24 protein-coding genes and 2 pseudogenes are annotated in these 26783 nt (G+C 62.3%); 7 read left to right on the plus strand and 19 right to left on the minus strand.

Annotated elements, in window-relative coordinates; all coding sequences use genetic code 11:
• Window positions 1-113: 113 nt before the first annotated feature.
• The 12 genes from SJH88_RS12075 to SJH88_RS12130 form a co-directional block, all read right to left on the minus strand.
• The gene (locus SJH88_RS12075) at window positions 114-1091 is read right to left on the minus strand and encodes a phage/plasmid replication protein, II/X family (protein ID WP_274754631.1); all 978 of its coding nucleotides are present in this window, start codon (window positions 1089-1091) and stop codon (window positions 114-116) included.
• Between the two features lie 142 nt (window positions 1092-1233).
• Window positions 1234-3024, minus strand: coding sequence for a DUF927 domain-containing protein (locus SJH88_RS12080; protein ID WP_274754632.1), 1791 nt, complete (start codon window positions 3022-3024; stop codon window positions 1234-1236).
• On the minus strand, window positions 3021-3239 hold the full coding sequence (locus SJH88_RS12085; RefSeq protein WP_274754633.1) for a helix-turn-helix transcriptional regulator: 219 nt from the start codon (window positions 3237-3239) through the stop codon (window positions 3021-3023). Before SJH88_RS12085 ends, SJH88_RS12080 begins: the two co-directional genes overlap by 4 nt.
• A 144-nt stretch (window positions 3240-3383) precedes the next feature.
• Window positions 3384-4148, minus strand: a complete 765-nt coding sequence (locus tag SJH88_RS12090) for a hypothetical protein (RefSeq protein WP_274754634.1) — start codon at window positions 4146-4148, stop codon at window positions 3384-3386.
• Between the two features lie 418 nt (window positions 4149-4566).
• Window positions 4567-5766 carry a tyrosine-type recombinase/integrase gene (locus tag SJH88_RS12095; RefSeq protein ID WP_274754635.1) on the minus strand — a complete coding sequence of 400 codons (1200 nt, stop codon included), beginning with the start codon at window positions 5764-5766 and terminating at the stop codon, window positions 4567-4569.
• 163 nt (window positions 5767-5929) lie between these two features.
• The gene (rng, locus tag SJH88_RS12100) at window positions 5930-7417 is read right to left on the minus strand and encodes a ribonuclease G (RefSeq protein ID WP_274754636.1); all 1488 of its coding nucleotides are present in this window, start codon (window positions 7415-7417) and stop codon (window positions 5930-5932) included.
• Window positions 7418-7527: 110 nt separating this feature from the next.
• On the minus strand, window positions 7528-8142 hold the full coding sequence (locus tag SJH88_RS12105) for a Maf family protein (protein WP_274754637.1): 615 nt from the start codon (window positions 8140-8142) through the stop codon (window positions 7528-7530).
• A gap of 198 nt (window positions 8143-8340) precedes the next feature.
• A complete protein-coding gene (rlmH, locus tag SJH88_RS12110; RefSeq protein ID WP_274754638.1) occupies window positions 8341-8808 on the minus strand; it encodes a 23S rRNA (pseudouridine(1915)-N(3))-methyltransferase RlmH in 468 nt (155 codons plus the stop codon).
• The gene (gene rsfS / locus SJH88_RS12115; protein ID WP_043377864.1) at window positions 8805-9482 is read right to left on the minus strand and encodes a ribosome silencing factor; all 678 of its coding nucleotides are present in this window, start codon (window positions 9480-9482) and stop codon (window positions 8805-8807) included. The genes rlmH and rsfS overlap by 4 nt, the downstream gene beginning before the upstream one ends.
• A gap of 190 nt (window positions 9483-9672) precedes the next feature.
• Window positions 9673-10614 (minus strand): oxygen-dependent coproporphyrinogen oxidase, encoded by a 942-nt coding sequence (gene hemF, locus SJH88_RS12120; RefSeq protein ID WP_274754639.1) that lies wholly within the window; start codon window positions 10612-10614, stop codon window positions 9673-9675.
• Window positions 10615-10624: 10 nt separating this feature from the next.
• Window positions 10625-11911, minus strand: a complete 1287-nt coding sequence (gene purD, locus SJH88_RS12125; RefSeq protein ID WP_045266727.1) for a phosphoribosylamine--glycine ligase — start codon at window positions 11909-11911, stop codon at window positions 10625-10627.
• Window positions 11908-12627 (minus strand): YebC/PmpR family DNA-binding transcriptional regulator, encoded by a 720-nt coding sequence (locus SJH88_RS12130; protein ID WP_042417809.1) that lies wholly within the window; start codon window positions 12625-12627, stop codon window positions 11908-11910. The genes purD and SJH88_RS12130 overlap by 4 nt, the downstream gene beginning before the upstream one ends.
• 81 nt (window positions 12628-12708) lie before the next feature.
• Here SJH88_RS12130 and SJH88_RS12135 point away from each other — a divergent pair, with 81 nt between their 5' ends.
• From SJH88_RS12135 to SJH88_RS12155, 5 genes are all read left to right on the plus strand, one after another.
• Window positions 12709-14226, plus strand: a complete 1518-nt coding sequence (locus SJH88_RS12135) for a helicase HerA-like C-terminal domain-containing protein (RefSeq protein WP_274754640.1) — start codon at window positions 12709-12711, stop codon at window positions 14224-14226.
• Window positions 14227-14293: 67 nt separating this feature from the next.
• Window positions 14294-15214, plus strand: coding sequence for an enoyl-CoA hydratase-related protein (locus SJH88_RS12140; protein ID WP_154162786.1), 921 nt, complete (start codon window positions 14294-14296; stop codon window positions 15212-15214).
• 213 nt (window positions 15215-15427) lie between these two features.
• Window positions 15428-16060 (plus strand): uracil phosphoribosyltransferase, encoded by a 633-nt coding sequence (gene upp, locus SJH88_RS12145; protein ID WP_042417802.1) that lies wholly within the window; start codon window positions 15428-15430, stop codon window positions 16058-16060.
• 240 nt (window positions 16061-16300) lie between these two features.
• Complete coding sequence (locus tag SJH88_RS12150) at window positions 16301-17398, plus strand: glycerol dehydrogenase (RefSeq protein WP_154162785.1); 1098 nt, start codon at window positions 16301-16303, stop codon at window positions 17396-17398.
• 366 nt (window positions 17399-17764) lie between these two features.
• Complete coding sequence (locus SJH88_RS12155; RefSeq protein ID WP_274754641.1) at window positions 17765-17899, plus strand: hypothetical protein; 135 nt, start codon at window positions 17765-17767, stop codon at window positions 17897-17899.
• Window positions 17900-18118: 219 nt separating this feature from the next.
• On the opposite strand, the gene SJH88_RS12160 is transcribed toward SJH88_RS12155, so the two are convergent.
• Window positions 18119-18823 carry a YebC/PmpR family DNA-binding transcriptional regulator gene (locus SJH88_RS12160; protein WP_210930818.1) on the minus strand — a complete coding sequence of 235 codons (705 nt, stop codon included), beginning with the start codon at window positions 18821-18823 and terminating at the stop codon, window positions 18119-18121.
• Between the two features lie 214 nt (window positions 18824-19037).
• Between SJH88_RS12160 and SJH88_RS12165 the strand changes: the two genes are divergently transcribed.
• Window positions 19038-20120: a PQQ-dependent sugar dehydrogenase gene (locus SJH88_RS12165; RefSeq protein ID WP_274754643.1), complete on the plus strand. Its 1083-nt coding sequence runs from the start codon at window positions 19038-19040 to the stop codon at window positions 20118-20120.
• 11 nt (window positions 20121-20131) lie between these two features.
• Here SJH88_RS12165 and phnD read toward each other — a convergent pair whose 3' ends face one another.
• The 5 genes and pseudogenes from phnD to rpiA all read right to left on the minus strand — a co-directional run bounded on the left by phnD (window position 20132) and on the right by rpiA (window position 25353).
• Complete coding sequence (gene phnD / locus SJH88_RS12170) at window positions 20132-20965, minus strand: phosphate/phosphite/phosphonate ABC transporter substrate-binding protein (RefSeq protein ID WP_270152377.1); 834 nt, start codon at window positions 20963-20965, stop codon at window positions 20132-20134.
• Window positions 20962-22419, minus strand: coding sequence for a putative bifunctional diguanylate cyclase/phosphodiesterase (locus tag SJH88_RS12175; RefSeq protein ID WP_420921740.1), 1458 nt, complete (start codon window positions 22417-22419; stop codon window positions 20962-20964). Before SJH88_RS12175 ends, phnD begins: the two co-directional genes overlap by 4 nt.
• Window positions 22302-23327, minus strand: coding sequence for a cache domain-containing protein (locus tag SJH88_RS12180; protein WP_274754642.1), 1026 nt, complete (start codon window positions 23325-23327; stop codon window positions 22302-22304). Before SJH88_RS12180 ends, SJH88_RS12175 begins: the two co-directional genes overlap by 118 nt.
• Window positions 23328-23410: 83 nt before the next feature.
• A pseudogene (locus tag SJH88_RS12185) lies at window positions 23411-24639 on the minus strand (nucleoside recognition domain-containing protein).
• A 21-nt stretch (window positions 24640-24660) separates the two neighbouring features.
• Window positions 24661-25353, minus strand: a complete 693-nt coding sequence (rpiA, locus tag SJH88_RS12190) for a ribose-5-phosphate isomerase RpiA (protein WP_270152374.1) — start codon at window positions 25351-25353, stop codon at window positions 24661-24663.
• Window positions 25354-25389: 36 nt separating this feature from the next.
• On the opposite strand from rpiA, the gene SJH88_RS12195 reads away from it, so the two are divergent.
• Complete coding sequence (locus SJH88_RS12195) at window positions 25390-26436, plus strand: quinone-dependent dihydroorotate dehydrogenase (protein ID WP_270152373.1); 1047 nt, start codon at window positions 25390-25392, stop codon at window positions 26434-26436.
• A gap of 152 nt (window positions 26437-26588) precedes the next feature.
• Here SJH88_RS12195 and SJH88_RS12200 read toward each other — a convergent pair.
• Window positions 26589-26783: pseudogene (locus SJH88_RS12200) on the minus strand (hypothetical protein); the annotation flags it as partial.

Here is a 26783-nt window from a genome sequence, read left to right on the forward strand (position 1 = left end):
GTCCAGGACAAGGGCTGTCTTACGCTTGGCTGTCCAGCGCTTGATGTCGTCTTCCATCAGGGTGCTCATCGTCGTTTCCTTCAACGTTAACACCTGAGCAGGAATTCACTGGGTCAATACAGCACACCCTCAGCTTGCTTCAACTTGAACAGCCAAGGCAACAGCTGCTTTTTGGCTACGCCTTCATTCCACCCCATTGGTGACGTCAAACCGAGGCGTGCCAATTCTTTGCCACGCAGCGTCAGTTCAAAGCGCACCAAACGATCAGCAACTTCCGTCAGGTACTCACAGCCATGAACATGAGCAGGAATTGCACGCCCCTTCTTCTTCAACTCGATACCCTTGCGGTACCACTTGAAGGTTCGGCGTTTCGAGCCCTGCCCAATGTAGCCCGTCTCCAAGCCATACAAGCTCACATCACCAGCGTTGCCGACGATGTATTCACGCAGGGCAATCATCAAGGCTTGGGCATGCTCCGATGATCCGCAATCAACATGTACCGCCACATCAACGCGCGTGAGGGCGTAGTCACCGCGACCAATAGCTGCACGCTCCAACGGTGAGGGAAGAAAGCCCAAAAGCTTGAATGCCTTTTTGATAGCAGCAAGAACTCCCGCATGCAGGTTCAAGTGACCTACGATATTTTGCCCTGTTAGAAATTTTGGCACGCTGAACTCCAGCAACAACGCGTGGCAGTTTTCTTGGCTGAACATTTGAACGCACGCACCAGCAAGTGGGCATTTGATAAGGAACTTGTAGCCATCCTGCTTGAGGTTGGCATTATTCAGCGCAAGTTCTTGCAAGGGTGGGTGCTTCACCCGCACTTTGACCTTGACCGTATCAATCAACAATGAGTAAAACGGCTTCCACACCTTGGTTTTAGCCTTGGCTTTGCTTTCAGCTTTGGCTTTAGAGGCCAAGTCAAAGGCCAAGCCCAAACCTACGTGGGGGCTTGAATTCAAATTGAAATCTACTCCCACCAGGCTTGGAACACGCTTGAACTCGGGAAGTGAAGCACTACAAACTTTTGCCAGCAAACGTTCACGCAAAGTCAACTTTGTTGTGCTGCGTGCTAAGTTATTGAAATTCATTGGGAATATCCAGGGGCTTGAGCAGGCTGATGTCATGTATTACAGCCCGTCATGAATTGAGTGATGCTTGCTGCCACACTGTCATGCTTAGTGCTTGTGACGTTGTGACAACGTGACAGCAGGAACTAGCTATCCAGCGCGATCAGGTGAAACGAATTCGACCGAGCACTGCATAAAAACGCTTGCGCTCTGATTCGCCGTTCATGCTTGGAACGCGCTTCTGATGCTGATAGCCAGCAACCTTGGTGCATTTCAGAAACCCCGCAGCCAAAAGTGCGCGTGCAGCGGCTTCTGTGCCAAATTTCTGGCCAACAAGCTGTTCAAAAACTGAAGGAAGGAACAGATACTCCGCATCCTCACCGTGACCGACGCGATACCCATAGATGCGTGAATGATCAGGTGAATGGAACTGTGCGAGAGGAGGAAACTTGCTCGCGTTCTGGTCAATACAGGCACGTACAGTTGCCACGACTTGCTCGGCAACGCTGTGGCTGCCATGAACGTTGCGCTTCAAATGCTCCTCCAGCACCAGGCGAACGGAAGCAACGAGGGTTTTGCGATCAATGTCCAGCAGATTGAACTTTTTAGCCAGCATCCCTGCACAACACCAAGCAGCCATGCCCTGCACCAGACGGGCCGTGACAGGGTTGTTGACAGGCAACCCTTCCAACAACTCCTCCTCAAACAGAGCAAGATTTTTGTCAAGCCCATTGCGGATATAGGATGCATTTTTAGCCACGCTATGCACCCATGTGTCCCAAACTGCACCATACACACGAGACGTAGCAAGCTTCATGTGCTCAGCGAACTGCTTGGCAGTCATGTTGTCAGGCAAAACATGGAAGGTGCCGTGTGGCGCCTGAATGTGCAGTTCAAGCAAACGTGCGGCAAGACCTTCGTTGACCTTGATCCCCCGCGCACCCGACGTCATTTCGGCCACTGTGCTTTCGTTGGCAGCCACCAGCGTGACTCGAATGGCACCCCGCTGAACGACCTTCTGCGCACCTGAACTAACTTTGCGATTTGCTCCGTTCTCAATGTCAAAAACCAGCTTGATCAAATCGAAAGGTGCATCGGCCTGTCGAAGTTCATCCATGAACGCAGGTGCGTCCGAATGTTCGCGTAACTTCAGTTCAATGCCTTTAGTGGTTCCCGCAAAGGTTTCAATATTCTTGCCAGAGTTGATAAGCGACTGCCCCACACGCAGCAGTGTTGTTTTGCCTTGGCTGCTGGGGCCGACAAACATGAGCACCAATTTCGGCAACGCGAATGCTTGGTTCAGTAAGGGAGTCAAGCCAGCCAGTACGGCAATCAGCATGTAGGGGTTACGAACAACGTACACCCCAACTTCTGACTTCCACTGTTCTACAGTTCCAGATGCAGGTGGATAAGTCGCAACGCCCAGCAAAATGCGCAGCGCGATGGGCGAAGGCTCATCACCAAACATATGGATCTTGTCGCGCCACACAAAAAACTCGATGACATGACCGTCATAGTCCACCCGATGGTAGCCATCATGCTCAGCGATGTAAGCAGGCTGATGGTATGGGGGCTGGCGGATCAGCGCTGCAAGCTCATTGGCTCCTTTTCGAGATTGGAAGGGAAACAAGTCTGAGTCGACAGCGAGCGCAGCCACCTCTTCCAAGTTTCCATTGCTCATCTTCTTCAGGTCAATTTGACTCAGCACTTTTTCACCGGCTTCATTCACTGACTCGACAGCAATGTGACCAGTTCGCTTACCGTGTGCATCGACAACACGAAAGACAGCTTTGATGGCCTTAGGCAAAGGTGAGAGAATATTTTCCTCGTCGAGGCCGGGTTGTTCTTTGGTTCGTTTATCCTTCTTCACCAAAGAAGGAGTGGCCTGCTGTGGGCTTTGCGTTGTGGGAGCGGTGTGCAGCGCGGGGCTGCTATGAGCCTTCTTGCGCTTCATGCTGCCCCACCGATCTGCTCGTCACGCTCAGAGATACGCGCTTTGATATATGCTTCAACCTCGCTCAGGGGCCAAGCGACCATGCGGCTGCCGACCTTGACGCCAGGCTTAAAATCCTTGCTCGCGATACGGGCGTAGAGGGTGGAGTTGGACCATCCGGTCATCTCCAGAACTTTGCGCTTGCGAATCAGCGCTTCTTGAAATTGTTGTGCCATATAAGCCTCCTTGAAAGAACTATTGAAGTTGGTTCAATGAGTCCCGTCGAACCCATCAGCATCCGGATGAGTTCAATTTTGGAGGCGTGGCAGTCCGGAATTTCTAGTCCATGATGAGTCCATCAGGACTGATGATGGAATCCATCATGGATTTCGCTTTAGCTCTGAGTAGCTCTTGAAGCATTTCTCTATGAGAGCTTGCACACCAGTGGGACCGAAACCTTCCCGCCCTTTAAGTCCAGCTTCGTCAATTGAAGCAAGCCAATCGTCTTTCAGTGTCACAGGCGGAAACTCACTATCTTGCTTACAGCTGTAAAGCTCGCGTGAAAAAATATAGGTCAGCGCCTGCAGCCGTTTAAGCTCTTTTGTGACGTTCGCCAGCTTTTGATCACGATATGAAGGCCCCTTAATTGCACCCGAATTTTCAGCAGAGGCTATGGGATCACTTATTAGGTCTTGGGAAGACTGGTTGACCGTACCAGCGGTCAACGTGCTTAATTGCTGGTGGATTAAATTAAGCCCCTCGGGGAAGACATTTTTTCCGAATCTATGCCAAAGAAATTCAATAGCACTTACGACGTCCACTCTTACCTGCCTGAATTTTCTGGGGTTATCTATGAGAGTTGCATTTCCTCCCAGCTGCGGTTCATAATACACATGATCAGGCAATTGACTACGTGTAGGCAGTAGTGCAGTTTTCATTGCTCTAACACGTTTTTCATATTCAACCTTCCACTCCGAGTCAGCCTCCTTTTTTTCATTGACTTTCTCAAGCTTAGGCTCAACATCACCAGCAATTGCGGCGATCTCCCACAACGCCCTATTTGGCACGCGAGCCTCGCCTCCCCAATCTGGGGAAGAGATGAGATTTTCTTTTTTTGCTTGGGTTGAAATATTAGATGTCGCCATTTAATAACCTTTTTTACTTCCTCAACGATAAAAATCCAAGCGGGCCAGATAATTCTTCCATCAACTACAGGCATGCCGCTGATCGCCAAACACTCCAAGCAGTGCGGCAATTTCTAATCAGAACCTGACGAAATAAAGCCGCAGCGCGGCAATAATTAAGTACAGTTTTTGTGCGCCACCCGTGATCGCAAGGTCTACTCACCCAAACCGTCCTTGAAAGGATTTTCACCCTACCCTCATCCGCTTTCAGATGACCGATGACTTTGTTGCATAAACAAATTTTCTTTCACTGCGAGTGACATTTGAGCAAGTTTTTTACCAACTTAATCAAAAAATATCTTTTCTTCACCACAACCTTCCGCGACAGAAAATTGTTTAATGCAACAACGAATAATGAAACTATGCCTTTTTATCTTATTTACGAATTTATTAGTTTAGACAAAAAATCAACCCATAAATTGTAGGCAGATCGCCTTTCTTCGTAATACCCATATTGATCATATATACCCTCCACGCCAGGCAATTTGTGATTTAAACACATTTCAGAAATATCACGACTCACACCGAGAGCACGCATATGAGATTTCATGGTTGAACGCAAGTCATGAGGGGTAAAACGTCTTACAGGAGGCTTGTAATACTCTAACCAATAATCTATTGACTCTCTAATTGAATCCTTATTGATATGCGCATCACCACCATTTCGTTCAGCGCGGCTCAGTGTTCTTGTTGGCAAAATAAAAACAGAGTTATGGCTAAATGTAATCAGCTCGTTGAACCACTCAACAACAAGAGCAGGCAGTGGAACATCCATGCTAGTTCCTGTTTTACTAGCAGGAATATTCCAGCGCGCTTCGTCAAGAAGCACACTTTCCTTCCTAGCCTGAAAAAGCTCTGATGCTCGAACCCCAGTTGCAAGCAAGATGCGCAGAGTCAAAAGGTTAGTCCTACTCATCTGAGCATTCATCAGCGCAGCTAACTCATCGCGCGTCAGCATAAGCCGTTGACGAACCCTGGGACGAGGCCCAATAACCGCTGATAGCTCAACACCCACTACTGGGTTGACATTGATGAGCCGCTTTCCAGCTGCTCTACGAAAGATCGCCTTCTGCACGATGAGCAAGGTGTTCGCCTCCACCCAGCCCAAGTCGAACCGCTCGATCAAACCAACCACATCAGCAGCTTCAACCTCTGCGACTTTCGCCGCACCCAAGCCAGTCTCTATGCGCTTCAGGTTGCGGCCATAACTGACCTGCGTGCTCTTTGCCAAGGTTGGAAGCACCATTTCGCGATAGTCAGCAACCAACTCTCGAACCGTCCAATCTCTACGGGACTTGGCCCTGCGCTTCTCAGCCGCCGGATCACGCCCCTGCTGGACCTCCACCCTTTTTTCGGCAGCCAGTTTTCTGGCGGCCGCAAGCGTGACATCGGGGTAGCGCCCCAACGTGAGCTCCACCTGGCGACCTTCTGACCTATAGCGCAATACCCACGAAGCAGTACCAGCTGCCGACATAGTGAAGGTCAACCCACCTCCGTCAGACTTTGCCAAAGCTCGTTTGTCTTTCAACCACCTGCGCAGATCAACATCTGCCAAGACATTCATACGTGTTGCAGCCATCTATCCCTCTTATTTAGCTACTCACCTAGCTACACATGCAGCTACACATTTTGGGCTTGATGGTAGTGCATCAAAATGCACGACACTGGATGAAGTAATTTACAAGCAATTGATTTTAAATATGTTTTTTGAAAAAATAGAACGCCATTGCACGTTAAAAAACTCAAAGCAGCACAATGTCGTACTGTTCCTGGGCCAGACCGCCTTCGGCCTGCAGTGAGATGGGCTTGCCGATGAAATCGCTCAGGCCCGCCAGGTGCTGACTTTCCTCGTCCAGCAGCAGGTCGATGACATCCGGGTTGGCCACCACCCGGAACTCCTTGGGGTTGAACTGGCGCGCCTCGCGCAGGATTTCGCGCAGGATCTCGTAGGCCACGCTGCGCACCGTCTTCACACTGCCCTTGCCCTGGCACACGGGACAGGGTTCGCACAGCATGTGGGCCAGCGATTCGCGCGTGCGCTTGCGCGTCATCTCGACCAGCCCCAGCTGCGAGAACGTGCCCGCCATGGTCTTCACCCGGTCACGGCCCAGTTGCTTGCGCAGCTCGGCCAGCACTTGCTCCCGGTGCTCCTCGTGCGCCATGTCGATGAAGTCGGCAATGATGATGCCGCCCAGGTTGCGCAGGCGCAGCTGGCGCGCAATCGCCTGCGCTGCCTCCAGGTTGGTCTTGAAGATGGTGTCGTCGAAATTGCGGGCCCCGACATAGCCGCCGGTGTTCACGTCCACCGTGGTCAGAGCCTCGGTCTGGTCGATGATCAGATAACCGCCCGACTTCAGCTCCACGCGCCGGCCCAGCGCCTTGGCGATTTCCTCGTCGATGGAATACAGGTCGAAGATCGGCCGCTCGCCCTTGTACAGCTGCAGCTTGGGCACGGCGCTGGGCATGAATTCCTTGCCAAAGGCCATGAGCTTGGCGAACTGCTCTTGCGAGTCGATGCGGATGCTCTGCGTACTCTCGCCGGCCAGATCGCGCAGCACGCGCTGCAGCAGGCTCAGGTCCTGGTGCAGCACCGACATCGGCGGCAGCGTGGTGGCGGCCAGCTTGATGCGCGCCCAGGTCTTGCGCAGATAGGCGATGTCCTCGGACAGCTCCTCATCGCTGGCGTCCTCGCCGTTGGTGCGCAGGATGAAACCGCCACCGCCGCCCTGGTCCTTCAGGCCCACCAGCTTTTGCAGGCGCCCGCGCAGCGCATCGCGCTCCTCGGGCGTGATCTTCTGCGACACGCCAATGTGCTCGTCCTGCGGCAGGTGCACCAGCAGGCGCCCGGCAACGCTGATCTGCGTGGACAGGCGCGCGCCCTTGCTGCCGATCGGGTCCTTGATGACCTGCACCACGATGGACTGGCCCTCGAACACCTGGTGCTCGATGGGCTTGGGCGGCTCGTTCTTGCGCGCGATCATGGGCGCATCGCCGCTTTCGTGGCGCTGCCAGACATCGGCCACATGCAGGAAGGCGGCGCGCTCCAGCCCGATGTCGATGAAGGCGGACTGCATCCCCGGCAGCACGCGCGACACCTTGCCCAGGTAGATGTTGCCGACCAGGCCGCGTTCCAGCGTGCGTTCGATGTGCAGCTCCTGCACAGCGCCCTGCTCCACCACGGCCACCCGGGTTTCCTGGGGCGACCAGTTGATCAAAATGTCTTGCTGCATGCGCTTGTCTTTGCTTGTTGAGGGGGCGGGCGCTGCCGGACCCGTACTGTGGTGCGTCCGAACGCCTGCTGCGCGCACATCGGCGGCAGAGCTGGCCGTCCAGGCGCTGCTTAAATCTGCCAGCCCAGTTGCCGCAGCAGCTGGGCCGTCTCGAACACGGGCAGCCCCATGATGCCGGAATAACTGCCGGCCATATGTTCGACATAGGCCGCTGCACGTCCTTGAATACCATAGGCCCCGGCTTTGCCGAAAGGCTCCCCCGAGGCCACATAGGCGGCCATTTGCGCCTCGCTCAGCGCCATGAAGCGCACGCTGGAGACCGACAGGGCCTGCCAGCGCTGTGCGCCCTGCTGCACCGCCACCGCCGTCAGCACCGTGTGGGTCTGCCCGGACAGCTGTGCCAGCATCTGCAGCGCATGTGCGGCATCGGCCGGCTTGCCCAGGATCTGCGTGCCCAGGGCCACCGTGGTGTCCGAGGTCAGCACCGGCGCATCGGGCAGGCCGCGCCGCGCCAGGCGGCCCACGGCGGCATCCAGCTTCAATCCGGTCACGCGCTGTACGTAGGCCTGCGGGTCCTCGCCCGGCAACACCTCCTCGATGGCCTCGGCATCCTCGGCCACATCCCCCGGGGCATTGGGCAACAGCAGTTCGTGGCGCACGCCCAGCTGCTGCAGCAACTGGCTGCGGCGCGGGCTTTGGGAGGCAAGGTAAATGAAGTCGGACATGGTTTTGAATCAAAAAAGGCTTTAGCGCCCACTCAGCAAGCGCCAGAAGCTATTAAAAAAATAGTATCACGGCACCCTGCGCCATGCAATCCACGGCCATACCGCCTTGCGCCCAGGCTGGCGCTGAAAAAACAAAACCCTGCACACTGGGGGCAGGGTCTGCGGATGCCGAGCAGTCGGCACGGAGGGGGACGCGACTCACTCGCGGTGGTAGGGGTGGCCCACGTTCACCGACCAAGCACGGTACAGCTGCTCGATCAGCAGCACCCGCACCATGGCGTGCGGCAAGGTCAGGTCCGAGAGGCGGATTTTCTCGTGCGCCGCCTGCTTGAAGGCGGGGTCCAGGCCATCGGGGCCGCCGATGACCAGTGCCACATCATCGCCTTCCAGCTGCCAGTGCTGCAGGCGCTGGGCCAGGGCCTTGGTGGTCAGGTTGGTGCCCCGCTCGTCCAGCACCACGATGCGGGTGCCCCGGGGAATCGCTGCCTCGATGCGCTTGCGCTCGGCGGCATACAGCGTCTCGACCGTCTTGGAGCCACGCGGCTCGGTCTTGACGGCCTTGAGCTCGACCTTGAGTTCCGGGGGGAAGCGCTTGGCGTAATCGTCGTAGGCCGTCTGCGCCCAATCGGGCACATGCTGGCCCACGGCCACGATCCACAGCTTCATGCCTTCTTCGCAGCCGCCTTCTTGACGCCACCGCGGGGTGCCGTGGGCTTGACCACCACGGTCTTCACGGCAGCGGCTTTCTTTGCGGCAGGCTTCTTGGCTGCGGGCTTTTTCACGGCCGGGGCCTTGTCGGCCTTGGCGTCCACCGACTTCTCAGCAGATTTCTTGGCAGCGGCCTTCTTCACCACGGTCTTGCCATCCACCGCGGCGGCAGTCTTCTTGGCCGCCGCCTTCTTGGCAGGCTTGGCTTCGGCCGAGGCATCTTCGGAGGCGAAGATCTTGGCAGGCTTGGCGCCCGCCAGCTTCAGGCGCACGGGCTTATCGCCCCAGATTTCTTCCAGGCGGTAGTACTGGCGGATCATGGGCTGCATGATGTGCACCACGCACTGGCCGCAGTCGACGATGATCCACTCGCCGTTCTCTTCGCCTTCATGGCGTGGCACGGCAAAGCCGGCCTTCTTCACGGCATCGCGCACGCTGGAGGCCAGGGCCTTGGTCTGGCGGTTGGAGGTGCCGGAAGCAACAATGACGCGCTCAAACAGCGGCGACAGGTGCTCGGTATTGAAAACCTGAATGTCTTGGGCCTTGACGTCTTCCAGGCCATCGACGATGGCACGCTGGAGTTTGGTCACGTCTTTCTTGGCTGCGGAATCCGATTGGGTGGAAGTGCTCATCAGGCGATGTCTGGTTGAAAGTTCCGGTCAATATAGCGCGGCTGCATCGCGGGCTTCAATGCCCTTGGGGATGCTGCCCCACGCTGACAGGGCTTTTATTGTTGGTCTAAATAGAAAGGCCGACCACAGGGACTGTCGTCGGCAGCTATGGAAATTATAGTTTTTCGGCCAGGGGGCTGCTTGCGCGCCCTCAAAGCCAGTCGCGGCGCACCAAGAATTGGCTCAGCAGCTGCGCCTCGGGCGTCCCCGGGGCATCCACACGCTGGTAGCTCCAGTCCGCATGCAAGGGCATGGACAGCAGGATGGATTCGGTGCGCCCCCCGGACTGCAGGCCGAAGTGGGTGCCCCGGTCCCAGACCAGGTTGAACTCCACATAGCGGCCACGGCGGTAGCGCTGAAAATCCACCTGCGCCGCACCATAGGCCATGGCCTGGCGCCGCTCGACGATGGGCAGATAGGCCTGCAGGAACGCATCCCCCACCGCGCGCAGCATGGCGAAGCCCTGGTCCTGGCCCAGCTCGCTGAAATCATCAAAGAAGATGCCGCCGATGCCGCGCTGCTCGTTGCGGTGTTTCAGGAAGAAGTACTCATCGCACCACTGCTTGAAGCGCGGATACAGCTGCGCGCCAAACGGCTGCAGCACATCGCGGCAGGTCTGGTGGAAGTGCACGGCATCGTCTTCGAAGCCGTAGACGGGCGTCAGGTCCATGCCACCGCCAAACCAGCACACCTGGGGCTGGCCCGGGTGGCCGGCGGCAATCATGCGCACATTCATGTGCACCGTGGGCACATAGGGGTTGCGCGGGTGGAACACCAGCGACACGCCCATGGCCTCGAACGGTGCACCCGCCAGTTCGGGGCGGTGCTGGGTGGCCGAGGGCGGCAGCTGCGCGCCCTTGACGTGCGAGAAACCACAGCCGGCACGCTCGAACACCCGGCCGTTTTCCAGGATCTTGGTGACGCCATCGCCCTGCAGGCGCTCATCCGCCCCCTTGTGCCAGGGATCGGCCAGGAACTGGGCCGCACCTTCGCCAGCGGCGGCTTCCACCGCCTCCAGCGCACGGGTGATGCTGGCTTGCAGCCCCAGCAGGTAGGCGCGCACGTTGTCGATGCTGGCGGTGGGTGCTTGCATAGCGGCCTCCTCAGCCCTTGATGGCGCGGAAGCCGATGTCGCGGCGGTACTGCATGCCGTCGAAGTGGATGCCGCGCGTCACATCGTAGACACGGGTCTGCGCCTGGCGCACGCTGTCGGCCAGCACGGTCACGCAGAGCACGCGGCCACCGCTGGTCACGGGCACGCCAGCCTCATTCAGCTGCGTGCCGGCATGGAACACCACGGCATCGTCCACTTCGGCGGGCAGGCCGGTGATGGCATCGCCCTTGCGCGGATCTTCCGGGTAACCGGCAGCCGCCATCACCACGCCCAGCGCGGTGCGGCGGTCCCACTCCAGCTCCACCTGGTCCAGCTTGCCGTCCACGGCCGCCTGCATGACGTCCACCAAATCGCTCTTGAGGCGCATCATGATGGGCTGGGTTTCGGGGTCACCCATGCGGGTGTTGAACTCCAGCGTCTTGGGGTGGCCGTTGCCGTCGATCATCAGGCCGGCATACAGGAAGCCGGTGAACGGGATACCGTCCTTTTCCATGCCACGGATGGTGGGCAGGATGATCTCGCGCATCGCGCGGGCATGCACGTCGGCCGTGACCACGGGGGCGGGCGAGTAGGCGCCCATGCCGCCGGTGTTGGGGCCTTCGTCGTTGTCCTTGAGGCGCTTGTGGTCCTGGCTGGTGGCCATGGCGACCACATTCTTGCCATCGCACAGCACAATGAACGAAGCCTCCTCGCCAGCGAGAAACTCCTCGATCACCACGCGTGCACCGCCTTCGTTGTGCTGCACGCCGTACTTGTTGTCCACCAGCATGAAGTCCACGGCATCGTGTGCTTCCTGCAATGTCATCGCCACGACCACACCCTTGCCGGCAGCCAGGCCGTCGGCCTTGATGACGATGGGCGCGCCCAGGCGTTCCACAAAGGCGTGGGCGGCCACGGGATCGGTGAAGGTGTCGTAGTCGGCCGTGGGAATGCCGTGGCGACGCATGAAGGCCTTGGAGAAGGCCTTGGACGACTCCAACTGCGCAGCCGCCTTGGTGGGACCGAACACCTTCAGGCCGTGCGCGCGGAACTCGTCCACCACGCCGGCGGCCAGCGGCGCCTCGGGGCCGACCACGGTCAGTGCCACGCCTTCAGCCTGCGCCCATTCGCGCAGCTTCACCACATCGGTGATGGGCAAGTTCTGCAGCTTGCCACCTGCCAGGCCGGTGCCTCCGTTGCCGGGGGCAACAAACACCTTGGTCGCCTTGGGCGACTGGGCCAATTTCCACGCCAGAGCGTGTTCGCGGCCACCGCCGCCAATCACAAGAATCTTCATAGTTCAGCGTTGTGGTAGACGTCCTGCACGTCGTCCAAATCTTCCAATACATCCAGCAGTTTTTGCATCCGCTCGGCGTCCTCGCCTTGCAGTTCGATGGTGTTTTCCGCGCGCATGGTCACTTCCGCCACTTCGGGCTTCAGGCCAGCCGCTTCCAGGGCATTCTTCACGGCTTCAAAGTCCGCAGGCGCGGTCAGCACCTCGATGGCACCGTCCTCGTCGGTGATCACATCCTCGGCGCCGGCTTCCAGGGCCACATCCATGACCTGGTCTTCGCTGGTTCCGGGGGCAAACACGATCTGTCCGCAGTGCTTGAACTGGAAGGCCACCGAACCTTCGGTGCCCATGTTGCCGCCGTGCTTGTTGAAGGCGTGGCGCACTTCAGCGACCGTGCGCACCCGGTTGTCGGTCATGGTGTCCACGATGATGGCCGCGCCGCCGATACCATAGCCCTCGTAGCGGATTTCCTCGTAGTTCACACCTTCCAGATTGCCTGTGGCCTTGTCGATGTTGCGCTTGATGTTGTCGGCAGGCATGTTGGCAGCTTTGGCTTTGTCCACTGCCAGGCGCAGGCGGGGATTGGCATTCAGATCACCGCCACCTTGACGGGCCGCCACCATGATTTCACGAATGATGCGTGTCCAGATTTTGCCGCGCTTCTCATCCTGGCGACCCTTGCGGTGCTGGATGTTGGCCCACTTACTATGTCCTGCCACAGGAAATCCTTTGGTCTTGATTTAATCTATTGGGCACGGATTCTACTTTTGACAGCGCAACTTGACAGAGGAAACCCGAACATGGCCCCAGCTTTGCCTATTGCCTTGCACGGCGATACCGTTTGCTCCCTCCTGCCCGGCATGGCCAACCGCCATGGGCTGATCACCGGCGCCACCGGCACCGGCAAAACCGTGACGCTGCAGAAGATGGCCGAAAGCTTCTCGTTGGCCGGGGTTCCCGTGTTTTTGGCCGACATCAAGGGCGACCTGACCGGCATCAGCCAGGCCGGCAGCATCGGCGGCAAGCTGGCCGCCTCGCTGCAGGAGCGCGGCATCGCCCTGCCCGATCCCGTGGCCTGCCCCTGCACCCTGTGGGACGTGTTTGGCGAGCAGGGCCACCCGGTGCGGGCCACCATCTCGGACATGGGGCCGCTGCTGCTGGGCCGCATGCTGGGCCTGAACGACACGCAGATGGGCGTGCTCAACCTGGTCTTCAAGATTGCCGACGACAACGGCATGCTGCTGCTGGACCTCAAGGACCTGCGCGCCATGCTGCAGCATGTGGGTGACAACGCCAAGCAGTTCACCACCGAGTACGGCAACATCTCGGCCGCCAGCGTGGGCGCCATCCAGCGCGGCCTGCTGCAGATCGAATCGCAAGGGGGCGACCAGTTCTTTGGCGAACCCATGCTCAACATCGAGGACCTGATGCAGACCGATGCCCAGGGGCGCGGCGTGATCAACATCCTGGCGGCCGACAAGCTCATGCAGTCGCCGCGCCTGTACTCCACCTTCCTGCTGTGGATGCTGTCCGAGCTGTTCGAGCGGCTGCCGGAAATCGGCGACCCCGACCAGCCCAAGCTCGTCTTTTTCTTCGATGAAGCCCACCTGCTGTTCACCGACGCCCCCAAGGTGCTGATTGAGCGCATCGAACTGGTGGTGCGCCTGGTGCGTTCCAAGGGCGTGGGCGTGTACTTCGTCACCCAAAACCCCATGGACATTCCCGACAGTGTGCTGGCCCAGCTGGGCAACCGCGTGCAGCATGCGCTGCGCGCCTTCACCCCCAAGGACCAGAAGGCGGTGAAAGCCACGGCCCAGACCATGCGCCCCAACCCCCAGGTGGACATCGAATCGGCCATCACCGAGCTGGCCGTGGGCGAGGCCCTGATCAGCTTTCTCGACGAAAAGGGCCGCCCCGGCATCACCCAGCGCGTCTACGTCGTGCCCCCGGGCAGCCAGATCGGCCCCATCCAGGAGCCACAGCGCCGCGCGCTGCTGGCAAATTCCCTGGTCGCTGGGGTCTATGAACAACCGGTCGACCGGGAGTCGGCCTACGAAGTGCTACAAAGCCGCGCCAGCCAGGAGCCGACGGCCACCGGAGGGGCCCCGGCTGCCACCGGCGCAGGCGCTGCGGCCGACAGCGGCCTGATGAATGGCCTGAACGAATTCCTCTTCGGCTCCACCGGCCCGCGCGGCGGCAAGCGCGATGGACTGGTGCAAAGCGTGGTCAAGTCCACGGCCCGCAGCATGACCAACCAGCTGGGCCGCCAGTTGCTGCGTGGCGTGCTGGGCAGTTTGACGGGCAGCAAGAAACGCTGACGGCAGACCGCACATCAGGGAATGTGCGAGTTCTGCGGGGCGGGTGCGCTGCCTACAGTCACCAGCCATGCCTACCACGACCCTGCCCTCCCTGGCGGTCATGCACCTGCAGGTGCAAGACCACATCGCCCACCTGCAGCTGAACCAGCCCGAGCGCCTGAACACCATGCACCCCGCCTTCTGGCGGGACCTGGATGCGGCGCTGGAGCACCTGCAGCGCAGCCCCGACGTGCGCGTGCTGGTCCTCAGCAGCACCGGCAAGCACTTCAGCGCCGGGATGGCACTGGAGACCTTTGCCAACCCGGACTTCATCCCCCAGGACCGCTCGCCCGAAGGGCGTGCCGCCCTGTCCGAATTCCTGTGGGACATGCAGCAGGCCTTCACGCGGCTGGACAACCTGCGCATCCCCGTGATTGCCGCCATCCAGGGCGGCTGCATCGGCGGCGCGCTGGACCTGGTCTGCTGCGCCTGCCTGCGCTATGCCACGCAGGATGCCTTCTTCTGCGTGCAGGAAATCAATATCGGCATGGTGGCCGACCTGGGCAGCCTGCAGCGCCTGCCCAAGCTGCTGCCCATGGGCCTGGTCAAGGAGCTGGCCTACACCGGCCGCCGCTGGCCGGCCGAAGCAGCCCTGGCCCAGGGCTTTGTGAATGGCGTCCACGCCACCCAGAACGCCATGCTGGACGCCGCCATGGCCTGCGCCCGCGAGATCGCGGCCAAACCCCCGATTGCCATCTGGGGCAGCAAGCAGGCGCTGCAGTTTGCCCGCGACCACAGCGTGGACGACAGCCTGCGCCAGATGGGCTGGCTGCAGGCCGGCATCTGGAGCAACCGCCATGTGATGGAATCCGTACAGGCCACACAGCAAAAACGTGCGGGCACCTTTGCCCCCCTGGAGCCGGTGCGCCACTTTGCACAGCTGGATGCCGAGCCCGGCCCGGGTAGTGCCCCGGGTGCCCACAGCCCTGCCGAGCGGATCACCAGCTAGCGCCAAAGCCCCATCGCATGTGCGCGAGTTCAAGGAAAACACCCTTGCGCGCACAGAAAAGCGCGCGTTTTTTCACCGATGGGGCCAGAAAAAAGGACAATGCGGGGCATCGCAATCGGCGCTGGCACGCCATCTGCTGGGGCACAACGACAGCAACATCTCACTCAGCACCCGGCCTGCACGGCGCTTTTTCTCTTCACAGACACCCCGACCATGAGCAACGTCCACCTCATCGACCACCCCCTCGTCCAGCACAAGCTGACCCTGATGCGCCGCAAGGAAGCCAGCACCAACAGCTTCCGCCGCATGCTGGGCGAGCTGTCCACGCTGATGGCCTACGAACTGACCCGCGATTTCCCACTGCAGGACATCGAGATCGAAACCCCGATGGAAAAGATGACCGGCAAGGTCATCGACGGCAAGAAGCTGGCCCTGGTGTCCATCCTGCGTGCCGGCAACGGTTTCCTGGATGGCATGCTGAACGTGGTGCCCGGCGCGCGCATCGGCCACATCGGCCTGTACCGCGACCCCGAGACCCTGCAGCCCGTCGAGTACTACTACAAGATGCCCGAGAACATGGGCGAGCGTGACGTGATCGTGGTCGACCCCATGCTGGCCACCGGCAACTCCGCCGCAGCCGCGGTGCAGCAGCTCAAGGAAAAGAGCGCGCCCAAGTCGATCAAGTTCATGTGCCTGCTGGCCGCGCCCGAAGGCATCAAGACCATGCAGGCTGCCCACCCCGACGTGGACATCTACACGGCAGCCATCGACCGCGAGCTGGACAGCCATGGCTATATCCTCCCCGGCCTGGGCGATGCCGGCGACCGCATCTTCGGCACCAAGTAAGCCCCTGCGCGCGCGGCCTTTGGCTGTGCGCCGCAACCGATGCCAGGCTTCCCCAGGGAAGCCTTTTTTGTGCCCGCCCGCTGGCCGTGGGCGGCGCCAGCCAGGCCGAGGCCCCCAGACGCCCGCAACTTCCGGCCTGCGATTGACATGCATCAAGCGACGCGCGCGCACTGCCCAATCAACAGCCTGTCGGCAGGCATCATGGAAAACCCTAGTATTTGATGACACAAAGGTACATCCATGACCCCACGTTCCGTCTCCTCCCCCAAGAAGTTCCTGATCGGCGCTGGCCTGTTCGATCAGGTGGGCGACTACCTGGCAGAGCACGGTGACCATGTCTTCATCATTGGCGACCGCTTCTTCCTGCCGCGCATCACCGAGCGCACCGTGCCCCAGCTGCAGGCACAAGGGCTGCGTGCGCACGTGGAAACCTTTGCCGGCGAATGCACCACCGACGAGATCGAGCGCCTGACCGCCGCGCTGCAGACCGCAGGCTGCAACGTCATCTTGGCCGTGGGCGGCGGCAAGGCGCTGGATGTGGCCAAGGCCGTCTCGCACCACTGCAAGCTGCCGCAGGTGCTGGTGCCCACCATTGCCTCCACCGACGCGCCCTGCACCGCGCTGGCTGTGATCTACAAGCCCAATGGCGAGTTCGACCACTACCTGTTCATGCCGCACAACCCCGACACCGTGCTGGCCGACACAGCCATCATCGCCCAGGCCCCGGCCCGCTTCTTCGCGGCCGGCGTGGGCGATGCGCTGGCCACCTACTTCGAGGCCCGTGCCACCTGGCGCTGCAACGGCACCAACCTGATCCTCAAGCGCCCCTCGCGCACCGGCCTGGGCCTGGGCGAGATGTGCTACCAGATCCTGCGCCGCAACATCGACGCCGCCATGGACGCCGTGCGCAACCATGCCGTGACCCCGGCGCTGGAGGAAACCATCGAGGCCACCATCTACCTCAGCGGCGTGGGTGCCGAAGCCGCCGGCGTGGCCGCGGCCCATGCGGTGAACAACGGCATGGCCGTAGTCCCTGCGCTGCACGGGGCCCAGCACGGCGAGAAGGTGGCCTTTGGCCTGTTGACCCAACTGGTGCTGGAAAACGCCCCGCTGGACGAGGTGGAGGAAGTCATCCGCATCATCAAGGCCGCGGGCCTGCCCCTGTCGCTGCGCGACTTCGGCCTGACCGAATGGGTGGAGGCCGAATGGCGCCAGGTGGCCAAGCTGGCCTGCGACAAGAACGACACCATGGGCAACATGGGCCGCCCCATCAGCGAGCAGGAGGTCTACGACGCCATGCGCGCCGCCAACAGCCTGGCCGAGCGCTACCACGACTGAGCGGGGTGGCATTCCCGCAGTCTGCGGAATGCATAGCATGCCTGCGCTGACTGGACAAGGCTTGCGCAGTGTTTGCATACTGCAACGTCGCCAGCGACGCAGACTGCGGGCCACCGCACCCATCACCGCCAGCCCCCAGAGGCTGGTTTTTTCGTGGGTGCCACCGGTGCGTGCAATGTCCGTAGGCACCGTCACTCCTTTCAGGATGGGCAAGCCGACGACCTGCGGTGGCGGGACACCGCTCACCCCCTTCATCGCCCAGCGCATCCTCCAGGATGCGGGCCTCGCCGGCCCCTCAGCCCCCCCACGGCGCAACCACCGCGGCGCCAGCACGCGCAGTTGATGCCGGCGCTGGTGACCCAGGGCATGGCCCACCGCAAAATCACCGCGTGCCTGGTGCTGTCACGCGACATGGCTGCCTGCCACACCCCGCAGAGCTTCCCGCAGATGGACGTGCCCTCGCACGCCCAGCCATGCACCTGGCGCACCAGCACGGCCTGACCGGTCTGAACGTCTGCGCACAGGTCACTTCAAAAAGCAGAGCTGCCTGCGCTAGTCACGCCTGCATTTCAGGCAGAAAATCCTTTGAAACCATGTGCTGACGTGCGCCAACCGCTCTGATGCTGAGAGTAGACACAAAAAGACTGCCATCGGCAGTCTTTTTTGTGCCCGTCCCAGGGCCTGGGCGGCGCGGCGCCATGCCTGTGGATCAGGCGGCACTCAGTCCACCAGACCCACGAAGACGTGCTGCACGTCGTCGTCGTTGTCCAGGCCGGCCAGGAAGGCTTGCACTTCTTCCTGCTGCTCGGCCGACAGGCTGGACATGCTGACGGGGTTCTTGGCCTTGTAGCCCAGCTTGGCCGACAACACCTTGATGCCCTGCTCTGGCAGCGCCTTGCTGACCACGTCCAGGTCGGTCGGCTCGGTGATGAACAGGGTTACGCCCTCGTCGTCAGCAGGCTCGAAATCCTGCGCGCCGGCCTCGATGGCGGCCAGCTCCACGTCGGCGCCGTTCTCGGCTTCGCCTTCGATCATGCCCACATGGTCAAAATCCCAGGCCACAGCGGTCAGCTGGCCCTTGCGGAAGCACACGCGCAGATTGGGGGCCGTGCGGTTGGGGTTGTCGGTCAGGCATTCGACCATCACCGGCACGCGGTGCGGGCCATAGCCTTCGAAAATCACGCTGGAGTAGTTCACGGCATCGGCGCCCACGCCCGAGCCCTTCTTGATGGCGCGGTCCAGAGTGTCCTTGGACATGGAGGCCTTGCGCGCCGCTTCGATCGCCATGCGCAGGCGGGCATTGCTGCCGGGGTCACCGCCGCCCAGACGGGCCGCCACCGTGATTTCCTTGACCAACTTGCCAAACAGCTTGCCCTTGGCATCTGCGACCAGGGCCTTGCCCTTGGCTTTCCATTGCGCTCCCATACGACGCCTTTCCTGAAAAAGAACAAAAAAATGCCGCGCTCCAGGGCCGGCATAGAATGAATCAGCGTGTTTTATACACCTGCCACAGTGGCCTCAGCGCCAGCGATGCCAACTTTTTTCGTGCCTTCCGCCTTCGAGCTTGCGTTGCCGCAACCCCATTCCGAGGAGACACCCGATGCCCACTTTCCCCCACCGCGCTGGACGGCGCACCACGATGGCCCTGGCCCTGGGCGTCCTGCTGGGCCACGCCCAGGCCCTGGAGATCACCCCCGAGGTCGTGGCCCAAGGCCTGCAGAACCCCTGGGCCGTGGCCTTTTTGCCGGACGGCCAGTTCCTGGTGACCGAGCGCCCCGGCCGCCTGCGCGTGGTCAGCGCCCAGGGCCAGCTGGGCGAGCCCGTGCAAGGCCTACCGGCGATTGCCGCCGGCGGCCAGGGCGGCCTGCTGGACGTGGTGCTGGACAGCGGCTTTACCCAGAACCGCACGCTGTACTTCTGCTACAGCGAAGCCGCACCCAACGGCACCAACAGCACGGCCCTGGCCAAGGCCCGGCTGTCGACCGACCAGCGCACGCTGCAGGACGTGCAGGTGCTCTTCAGCCAACAGCCCAAGGTGGCCAGCCAGCTGCACTTTGGCTGCCGCATCGTGGAGCGGCGCGACGGCACGCTGCTGCTGACGCTGGGTGAGCGTTCGCACTACAAGGAAGAGGCGCAGAACCTGCAGAACCACCTGGGCAAGATCGTGCGCCTGCACAAGGACGGCAGCGTGCCCCAGGACAACCCGTTTGTCGGCCGCAGCGGCGCGCGGCCCGAGATCTGGAGCTATGGCCACCGCAGCCCGCAAGGGGCGGCCCTGGCCCCCGACGGCACGTTCTGGATGAACGAGCACGGCCCGCAAGGCGGTGACGAGATCAACCGCCCCGCGCCCGGCAAGAACTACGGCTGGCCCGTCATCACCTATGGCGAGAACTATGGCGGCGGCAAGATCGGCGCCGGCATCACCCACCAGGCGGACATGGAGCAGCCCGCCCACCAGTGGACGCCGTTGATCGCCGTCTCGGGCATGGCCTTCATCACCTCGGACCGCTATCCGGGCTGGCAGGGGCAGATGGTGGTGGGCGCCCTCAAGGCGCAGCGCCTGGAACGCATCACCCTGGCGGGGGACAAGGTGGTCCGGGTCGAACCGCTGCTGCCCCAGCTGGGCCAGCGCGTGCGCGATGTGCGCCAGGGCCCGGACGGCTGGCTCTACGTGCTGACCGACCGCAACAACGGCCAGTTGCTGCGCCTGCGCACCCGCTGAAGGCCGGCGCCTCAGGGCGCGCCGGCCAGCAGGGACTGGATGCCGGCGTAATCCTGCGCCGTGACCGGCACCACCTGGCGGTAGTTCTTGATGCGCAGCCACGGCTGCAACTGCGCCTGTTTGGCCAGAAAGGCCTGGCGCACGGCATGCTGCAGCGCCGGGCACAGGGTGGCGTCCAGCAGGAACGGGCTGCCCACCAGCGCGGGCGAGCGCCACAGCACGCGCCAGGCGGGGTCGGCCTCATCGAGCTGGCTGCTGGCCACGAACGCGGCCTGTGCCTTGCCTTCGCGCACGGCGGCCAGTGCCTTGTCGTGTGAGCCCATGAACACCACGCGGGCGAAAAAATGGCCCAGCTTGTAACCTGTCAGCTGGGGCACCGCCAGCTCCGGCACGATGGCCCCGGAGGTGCTGGACGGATCGGTCAGCGCCAGGGCGCGCCCGCGCAGGCCCTGGATGTCACGGATGCCGCTATCGGCGCGCACCACCAGCAGCGAGTGGTAGCGCCCCACCTCGTGGCTGTTGGACAGGGTGGCAAACGGCACGAACCGCGTGGAGCGCTTGGCCAGCAAGGCATAGCCGGCCGGCCCCAGCTCGGCCACCTGGGCCTGGCCGGTGAGCAGGCTTTCGATCACCGCCGCGTACGAGGCCACCGGCAGCATCTGCACCGGCTTGCCCGTGCTCTCGTGCAGGGCCTGCAGCAGCGGAGCCTGGGCCTGTTCCTGCACGCTCTGCGCGTTCTTGGGGATCAGGGCCACATGCAGCACCTCGGGATTCAGGCAGGCCGCCTGGGCCAGCCCCGCCCCCCACACCAGCCAGCCCATGGCCATCCAGCGACGTCGCATCATGCGGGCTCCAGAATGCCTTGCTTGAGCAGCGCCTCGGTCTGCGCCAGCGGCACAGGGCGACTCAGGAAGTAGCCCTGCGCCACATCGCAGCCGGCCGTCTTGAGGTAGACCAACTGGTCCATCAGCTCCACGCCTTCGGCCACCACCTGCATCTTCAGGTTGTGCGCCAGCGTGATGATGGAGGTCACCAGCACCCCCGCCTCCTTGCTGCTGCGCAGCTCGTTGACGAAGGATTTGTCCAGCTTGATGGTGTTGATGGGCAGTGCCCGGATCTGGCTCAGGCTGGAAAAGCCGGTGCCGAAATCGTCCAGCCCGATGGACACCCCCATCTGCTGCAGCTGGTGCAGCACCCGCGCGGCCAGGCCTACGGGCTCGACCAGGCAGCTTTCGGTGATCTCCACCTGGATATCGCTGGCCCGCACGCCGTAGTGCTTGAGGTAGGTGGCCATGCGGCTGGGGAAGGCGCTGTCCTTGAGCTGCAGCGGCGACACATTGAAGGCGACCGGCACCGTCTCCACCCCCTGCATGCGCCAGGCCGCAATCTGGCGGCAGCAGGCCTGCATCACCCAGTCGCCCAGGGCCTCGATGTGGCCATGCTCTTCCGCCAGCGCGATGAAATCCCCGGGGTAGATCAGGCCGTACTGGGGGTGCTGCCAGCGCACCAGGGCTTCCAGACCCACGATGCGGCAGTCCTCCAGCCGCACCTTGGGCTGGAAGTGCAGCACCAGTTGCTCCTGCGTGATCGCCGACGGCAGCTGGCGCGCCAGCTGGTAGTAGCGGTCGCTGTCCAGCTTGGGAATGCCATCGTAGTAGGTGTAGCGGTTGCGGCCGGCCTTTTTCGAGGCATACATGGCCGCATCGGCATGGCGGCACAGCACCTCGACATCGTGGCCGTCGCGCGGGAAAAAGGCGATGCCGATGCTGGGCGAGGTGTGCAGCGTCTCCGGCGCCAGGCCCTCATAGGGCGCCCCCAGCCCGGTCAGCAGCTTCTGGGCCAGGGTCTCGACATCGCTCGGGTCTTCCATGGCCGTGATCAGCACGGCGAATTCGTCGCCGCCCATGCGCGCAATGATGTCCGAGCTGCGCAGCATGGTGCGCAGGCGCTGTGCCACGGCCTGCAGCAGGGCATCGCCCACATGGTGGCCCAGGGTGTCGTTGATGTGCTTGAAGCGGTCCAGATCTAAATACAGCAAGGCATAGTGCTTGCGGCTGCGCCGCGCCAGGGCCAGGTGGCTGGACACCAGCTCGTGGAACATGCGCCGGTTGTGCAGGCCGGTCAGGTGGTCGCTGGCCGCCAGCTCCAGCGCCCGCTGCTTCTCGCTCTCCAGCTGGGCGATCAGTTGCTGCTTGTCCTGGTCGGCCTTCTCCAGCGCATTGAACAGGTGCTGGCGCCGCTGCATGGTGCGCCACAGCAGCAGCGAGCCCACCAAGGCCAGTGCCGTGATTGCGCCCAGCACCGCCCAGGTGCGCTGGGCATTTTGTGCATGGGCGCGCGGATTTCGTTCCAGTCGCGGCTCACCACCACCGTCAGCGGCATGTAGCGGGCGCGGTGGAAGTTGGCCAGCCGCGTGCTGCCCTGTGGCCCCGGCAGCTCCATCTCGCCCGGCCCTTCGGGCACCTTGCTGAAGCTGGCCATGCGCTGCGTTGGTTGCTGGGCCAGCAGGCCGCCGCCCGCCATGGCGGCAATCACGCTGCCATCGGGAGACAGCAGATGCAAGCTGCCGCTGCCGCCCAGGTCCACGTCCTGGTACAGCCCGAGGAAATAGCCCATGTCCATGTACAGCAGCAGGTAGCCCAGTGAGACGCCCTGGGCATCGGCCATGCACAGCAGCAGGGGCACCTGCCAGGCCTGGTCCTGCGACTGCGCCTGCTGGTGCAGCACAAAGGCCCCCCGCCCGGCCGCGCAGGAGCCCTGCTGGTACGGCAGCAGGCTGTGCAGCAACGCGGCCTGCTGGGGATCGCCGGCCAGCAGTTGCAGCTGCTTGTCCAACACCGCCATGCGCAGGAACACGCGGTCGCGCTCCAGCATGTGCGCCAGCTGGGCCTGCCAGGGGCCGCCATCGTGGTGCATGCTCTGCAGCGCGACCACGCTCATCAGCTGGGCCTTTTCCAGCACCTGGCTCAAATTCTCGGAAACAATCGCCGCCAGCCCCGACTGCTGCAGCCGGGCGGCCTGCTCAGCCTGGGCCAACTGGGCCCGCAGGTGCTTGCCCGTCAGCCACCAGGAGACCGCCAGCACCAGCACCACGATCGCCACCAGGGCCAGGTGCACCGGCTGCCAGCTGTTGGCCCAGCCGATGCACCAGCGCTTGAGCGCGGAAAAACTCGCAGTCGGGCTGGGCGGCAAGGCAGACAAAGGCATGGGATTCAATCTTCTCCACGCCGGATTGTGCGAATGCCGCATGACAGCTTGATGACTGTCACATTCGCCAACCAGTCAGGCCGCTAGGCGAAGAACCAGTAACACGCCAAGATGGCAGCCACCACCCCGGCCAGCTCGGCCAGCAGGGCGCAAGGTACGGCATGGCGCGCCTTCTGGATGCCGACCGCGCCAAAGTACACGGCCAGCACATAGAATGTGGTTTCGGTGCTGCCCTGGATGGTGGCGGCGACCAGGGCCGCAAAGCTGTCGACCCCCTGGGTTTGCATGGTCTCGATCAGCATGGCGCGCGCCGCGCTGCCGGAGAACGGTTTGACCAGGGCCGTGGGCAAGGCATCGACAAAGCGGCCATCCAGGCCCAGTACCTGTACACCCCAGCGGATGCCGTCCAGCGCATAGTCCAGCGCCCCCGAGGCGCGGAACACCCCTACCGCACACAGCATGGCCACTAGGTACGGCAGCAGGCCCTTGGCCACCTCGAACCCTTCCTTGGCCCCGGCGATGAAGCTGTCGTACACCGGCACTTTCTTCCAGGCCCCCAGGCTGACGAACAGCACCACCAGGGCAAACAGCGTCAGGTTGCCCAGCAGGGCCGACAGGGAAGCTAGGGCTGCGGTGCTCAGCGTCATCAGCAGCGCCATGAACCCGGCCAACCCCAAGGCCACAGGCAGCAGGTAGGCCAGGACCACCGGGCGCCACAGTGGCAGACGCTGGACCAGCGCCACCGACAGCAGGCCCACCAGGGTCGAGGCCGAGGTGGCCAGCAGGATGGGCAAAAACACCAGCGTCGGGTCCGGTGCGCCCTGCTGCATGCGGTACATGAAGATGGTCACCGGCAACAGCGTCAGCGAGGACGCGTTGAGCACCAGAAACAGGATCTGCGCATTGGTGGCGGTGTCGGGCCGGGGGTTCAGCTCCTGCAGCGCGCGCATGGCCTTCAGACCCATGGGCGTGGCCGCGTTGTCCAGCCCCAGGCCGTTGGCGGCAAAATTCAGCGTGATCAGGCCCAGCGCCGGGTGGCCGCGCGGCACCTCGGGCATCAGCTTGGCAAACAGCGGGCCCAGCACCCGGGCCAGCCACTGCACCACCCCGGCCTCCTCGGCGATGCGCAAAAAGCCCAGCCACAGCGTCAGCGTGCCGAACAGCAGTACCATGACCTCGACCGACAGCTTGGCCATGGCAAACAGCGCCTGGACCATGGCCGCAAACACTTGTGGCTGCCCGCCCACCAGCCACTGGGCCAGTGCCGCGACGGCAGCCACCAGAAAAAGCCCAACCAGAGCATGTTGAGCATAGGCGTGGATCCGCTCAGGAATTAATAGGTGATGGTGCGCACACCCTCGGTGCAGCCCAGCAAGCATACCTGGGCTTTCTGGTGGGCGAAGACTCCCACGGTGACTACGCCGGGCCACTGGTTGACTTCGCTCTCGAACGCCAGCGGCGCGCTGATCTGCAGGCAGCGCACGTCCAGGATGTGCTGGCCGTTGTCGGTCACCAGGGGTTGGCCGTCCTTCAGGCGCAGGGTGGCGGTGCCGCCCATGGCTTCAAACTTGCGGGCGATCTGCCCAGCAGCCATGGGGATCACCTCCACAGGCAAGGGAAAGTTGCCCAAAGCAGGCACCAGCTTGGATTCGTCGGCAATGCAGACGAACTGCTGGGCCAGCGCAGCCACGATCTTCTCGCGCGTCAGCGCCGCGCCGCCACCCTTGACCATGTAGCCCTGGCCGTCGATCTCGTCGGCGCCATCGATGTAGACCGACAGGCTGGTGACGGTATTCGCATCGAACACAGGGATGCCCAGCGCCTGCAGGCGCTCGGTGCTGGCCACTGAGCTGGACACGGCACCCTTGATCTGGTCCTTCATGCTGGCCAGGGCGTCGATGAACTTGTTGACGGTCGAACCGGTGCCCACCCCCACGATCTCGCCGGGCACTACGTAGCGCAGCGCCGCTTGGCCGACCAAAGTTTTCAATTCATCCTGGGAAAGGGGAGCAATAGATGTCGTCATGGGGGAAAATCCGGTTAATCCATCGAATTATTCCCTATGTCGCTTATCCCTTACGCCCTCGTTCGCCCCTTCTTGTTTGGTATGGACCCCGAAGCGGCCCACGACTTCACCATGAACACCCTGGCCAAGGGCCAGGGCACGCCGCTGCAGCTGGCGTGGTCGGCGCCCATGGTGCACGACCCCATCACGCTGGCCGGCCTGACGTTCCCCAACCGCGTCGGCATGGCCGCCGGGCTGGACAAGAATGCGCGCTGCATCGACGCGCTGGCCGCCATGGGCTTTGGGTTTGTCGAAGTGGGCACCGTCACGCCCAAGGGCCAGCCCGGCAACCCCAAGCCGCGCATGTTCCGCCTGCCCGCGGCCCAGGGCCTGATCAACCGCCTGGGCTTCAACAACGACGGGCTGGAGGCCTTCATCGCCAACGTCAAGAAGTCCACCGTGCGCACCCAGGGCAAGCCCCTGCTGCTGGGCCTGAACATCGGCAAGAACGCCGCCACGCCGATCGAGGATGCCACCAACGACTACCTGATCTGCCTGGAAGGCGTCTACCCGCATGCCGACTACGTGACGGTCAACATCAGCTCGCCCAACACCAAGAACCTGCGCGCCCTGCAAAGCGACGAGGCGCTGGACGCCCTGCTGGGCGCGATTGCCGCCAAGCGCGAAACCTTGGCCGCCGCCCAGGGCCGCCGCGTGCCCATCTTCGTGAAGATCGCGCCCGATCTGGATGAAGCCCAGGTCCAGGTGATCGCCGCCACGCTGCAGCGCCACGGCATGGACGGCGTGATCGCCACCAACACCACCCTCAGCCGCGAGGCCGTCCAGGGCCTGCCCCACGCCGAGGAGGCCGGCGGCCTCAGCGGCGCCCCGGCGTTCGAGGCCAGCAACCAGGTGATCCGCCAGCTGCGCGCTGCGCTGGGCCCCGGTTATCCCATCATCGGCGTGGGCGGCATCATGAGCGGCGAAGACGCCGCCGCCAAGATCCGCGCCGGCGCCGACGTGGTGCAGATCTACAGTGGCCTGATCTACGCCGGCCCCGGCCTGGTCAGCGACGCAGCCAAGGCCATCCGCGCCTTGCGCTAAAAAGTGAGCAGGTTGCGCGCGTTATTCAACAACTTCACGTTGTTTTTATACGCAAGTGCTTTGATAACGAGCGCCAACAGCTCCTAAAAACAAAGCCCGGTCCTGCCGGGCTTTGTCGTTCCAGGGGCGCCAGTCGCGCACCATCGGTGGCGTCAGCGCCGCAGCTTGTTGATCCACGGCAGGGCCAGGGCCCCGTAACGCCACAGCTTGCGCGGCCCCAAGAGCAGCGCCAGACCGGCCACGCCGGCCGTCGCCACGGGGTGCAGCCGGGCAAACACCATCAGGCGTTCGGCCAGCGGTGCATCGACCGGCACGCTGGTGCGGGCCGCGCGCTGCGCCAGCGCCTG

The sequence above is a fragment of the Comamonas sp. GCA5 genome, from assembly GCF_036541385.1.
Lineage (GTDB): Bacteria > Pseudomonadota > Gammaproteobacteria > Burkholderiales > Burkholderiaceae_C > Comamonas > Comamonas aquatica.

Excerpts from the sequence above, each read along its gene's own strand:
- SJH88_RS12075 (WP_274754631.1), bottom strand. The coding sequence starts at position 1,091 with ATGAATTTCAATAACTTAGCACGCAGCACAACAAAGTTGACTTTGCGT.
- SJH88_RS12080 (WP_274754632.1), bottom strand. The coding sequence starts at position 3,024 with ATGAAGCGCAAGAAGGCTCATAGCAGCCCCGCGCTGCACACCGCTCCC.
- SJH88_RS12085 (WP_274754633.1), bottom strand. The coding sequence starts at position 3,239 with ATGGCACAACAATTTCAAGAAGCGCTGATTCGCAAGCGCAAAGTTCTG.
- SJH88_RS12090 (WP_274754634.1), bottom strand. The coding sequence starts at position 4,148 with ATGGCGACATCTAATATTTCAACCCAAGCAAAAAAAGAAAATCTCATC.
- SJH88_RS12095 (WP_274754635.1), bottom strand. The coding sequence starts at position 5,766 with ATGGCTGCAACACGTATGAATGTCTTGGCAGATGTTGATCTGCGCAGG.
- rng (WP_274754636.1), bottom strand. The coding sequence starts at position 7,417 with ATGCAGCAAGACATTTTGATCAACTGGTCGCCCCAGGAAACCCGGGTG.
- SJH88_RS12105 (WP_274754637.1), bottom strand. The coding sequence starts at position 8,142 with ATGTCCGACTTCATTTACCTTGCCTCCCAAAGCCCGCGCCGCAGCCAG.
- rlmH (WP_274754638.1), bottom strand. The coding sequence starts at position 8,808 with ATGAAGCTGTGGATCGTGGCCGTGGGCCAGCATGTGCCCGATTGGGCG.
- rsfS (WP_043377864.1), bottom strand. The coding sequence starts at position 9,482 with ATGAGCACTTCCACCCAATCGGATTCCGCAGCCAAGAAAGACGTGACC.
- hemF (WP_274754639.1), bottom strand. The coding sequence starts at position 10,614 with ATGCAAGCACCCACCGCCAGCATCGACAACGTGCGCGCCTACCTGCTG.
- purD (WP_045266727.1), bottom strand. The coding sequence starts at position 11,911 with ATGAAGATTCTTGTGATTGGCGGCGGTGGCCGCGAACACGCTCTGGCG.
- SJH88_RS12135 (WP_274754640.1), top strand. The coding sequence starts at position 12,709 with ATGGCCCCAGCTTTGCCTATTGCCTTGCACGGCGATACCGTTTGCTCC.
- SJH88_RS12140 (WP_154162786.1), top strand. The coding sequence starts at position 14,294 with ATGCCTACCACGACCCTGCCCTCCCTGGCGGTCATGCACCTGCAGGTG.
- upp (WP_042417802.1), top strand. The coding sequence starts at position 15,428 with ATGAGCAACGTCCACCTCATCGACCACCCCCTCGTCCAGCACAAGCTG.
- SJH88_RS12150 (WP_154162785.1), top strand. The coding sequence starts at position 16,301 with ATGACCCCACGTTCCGTCTCCTCCCCCAAGAAGTTCCTGATCGGCGCT.
- SJH88_RS12155 (WP_274754641.1), top strand. The coding sequence starts at position 17,765 with ATGGCCCACCGCAAAATCACCGCGTGCCTGGTGCTGTCACGCGACATG.
- SJH88_RS12160 (WP_210930818.1), bottom strand. The coding sequence starts at position 18,823 with ATGGGAGCGCAATGGAAAGCCAAGGGCAAGGCCCTGGTCGCAGATGCC.
- SJH88_RS12165 (WP_274754643.1), top strand. The coding sequence starts at position 19,038 with ATGGCCCTGGCCCTGGGCGTCCTGCTGGGCCACGCCCAGGCCCTGGAG.
- phnD (WP_270152377.1), bottom strand. The coding sequence starts at position 20,965 with ATGATGCGACGTCGCTGGATGGCCATGGGCTGGCTGGTGTGGGGGGCG.
- SJH88_RS12180 (WP_274754642.1), bottom strand. The coding sequence starts at position 23,327 with ATGCCTTTGTCTGCCTTGCCGCCCAGCCCGACTGCGAGTTTTTCCGCG.
- rpiA (WP_270152374.1), bottom strand. The coding sequence starts at position 25,353 with ATGACGACATCTATTGCTCCCCTTTCCCAGGATGAATTGAAAACTTTG.
- SJH88_RS12195 (WP_270152373.1), top strand. The coding sequence starts at position 25,390 with ATGTCGCTTATCCCTTACGCCCTCGTTCGCCCCTTCTTGTTTGGTATG.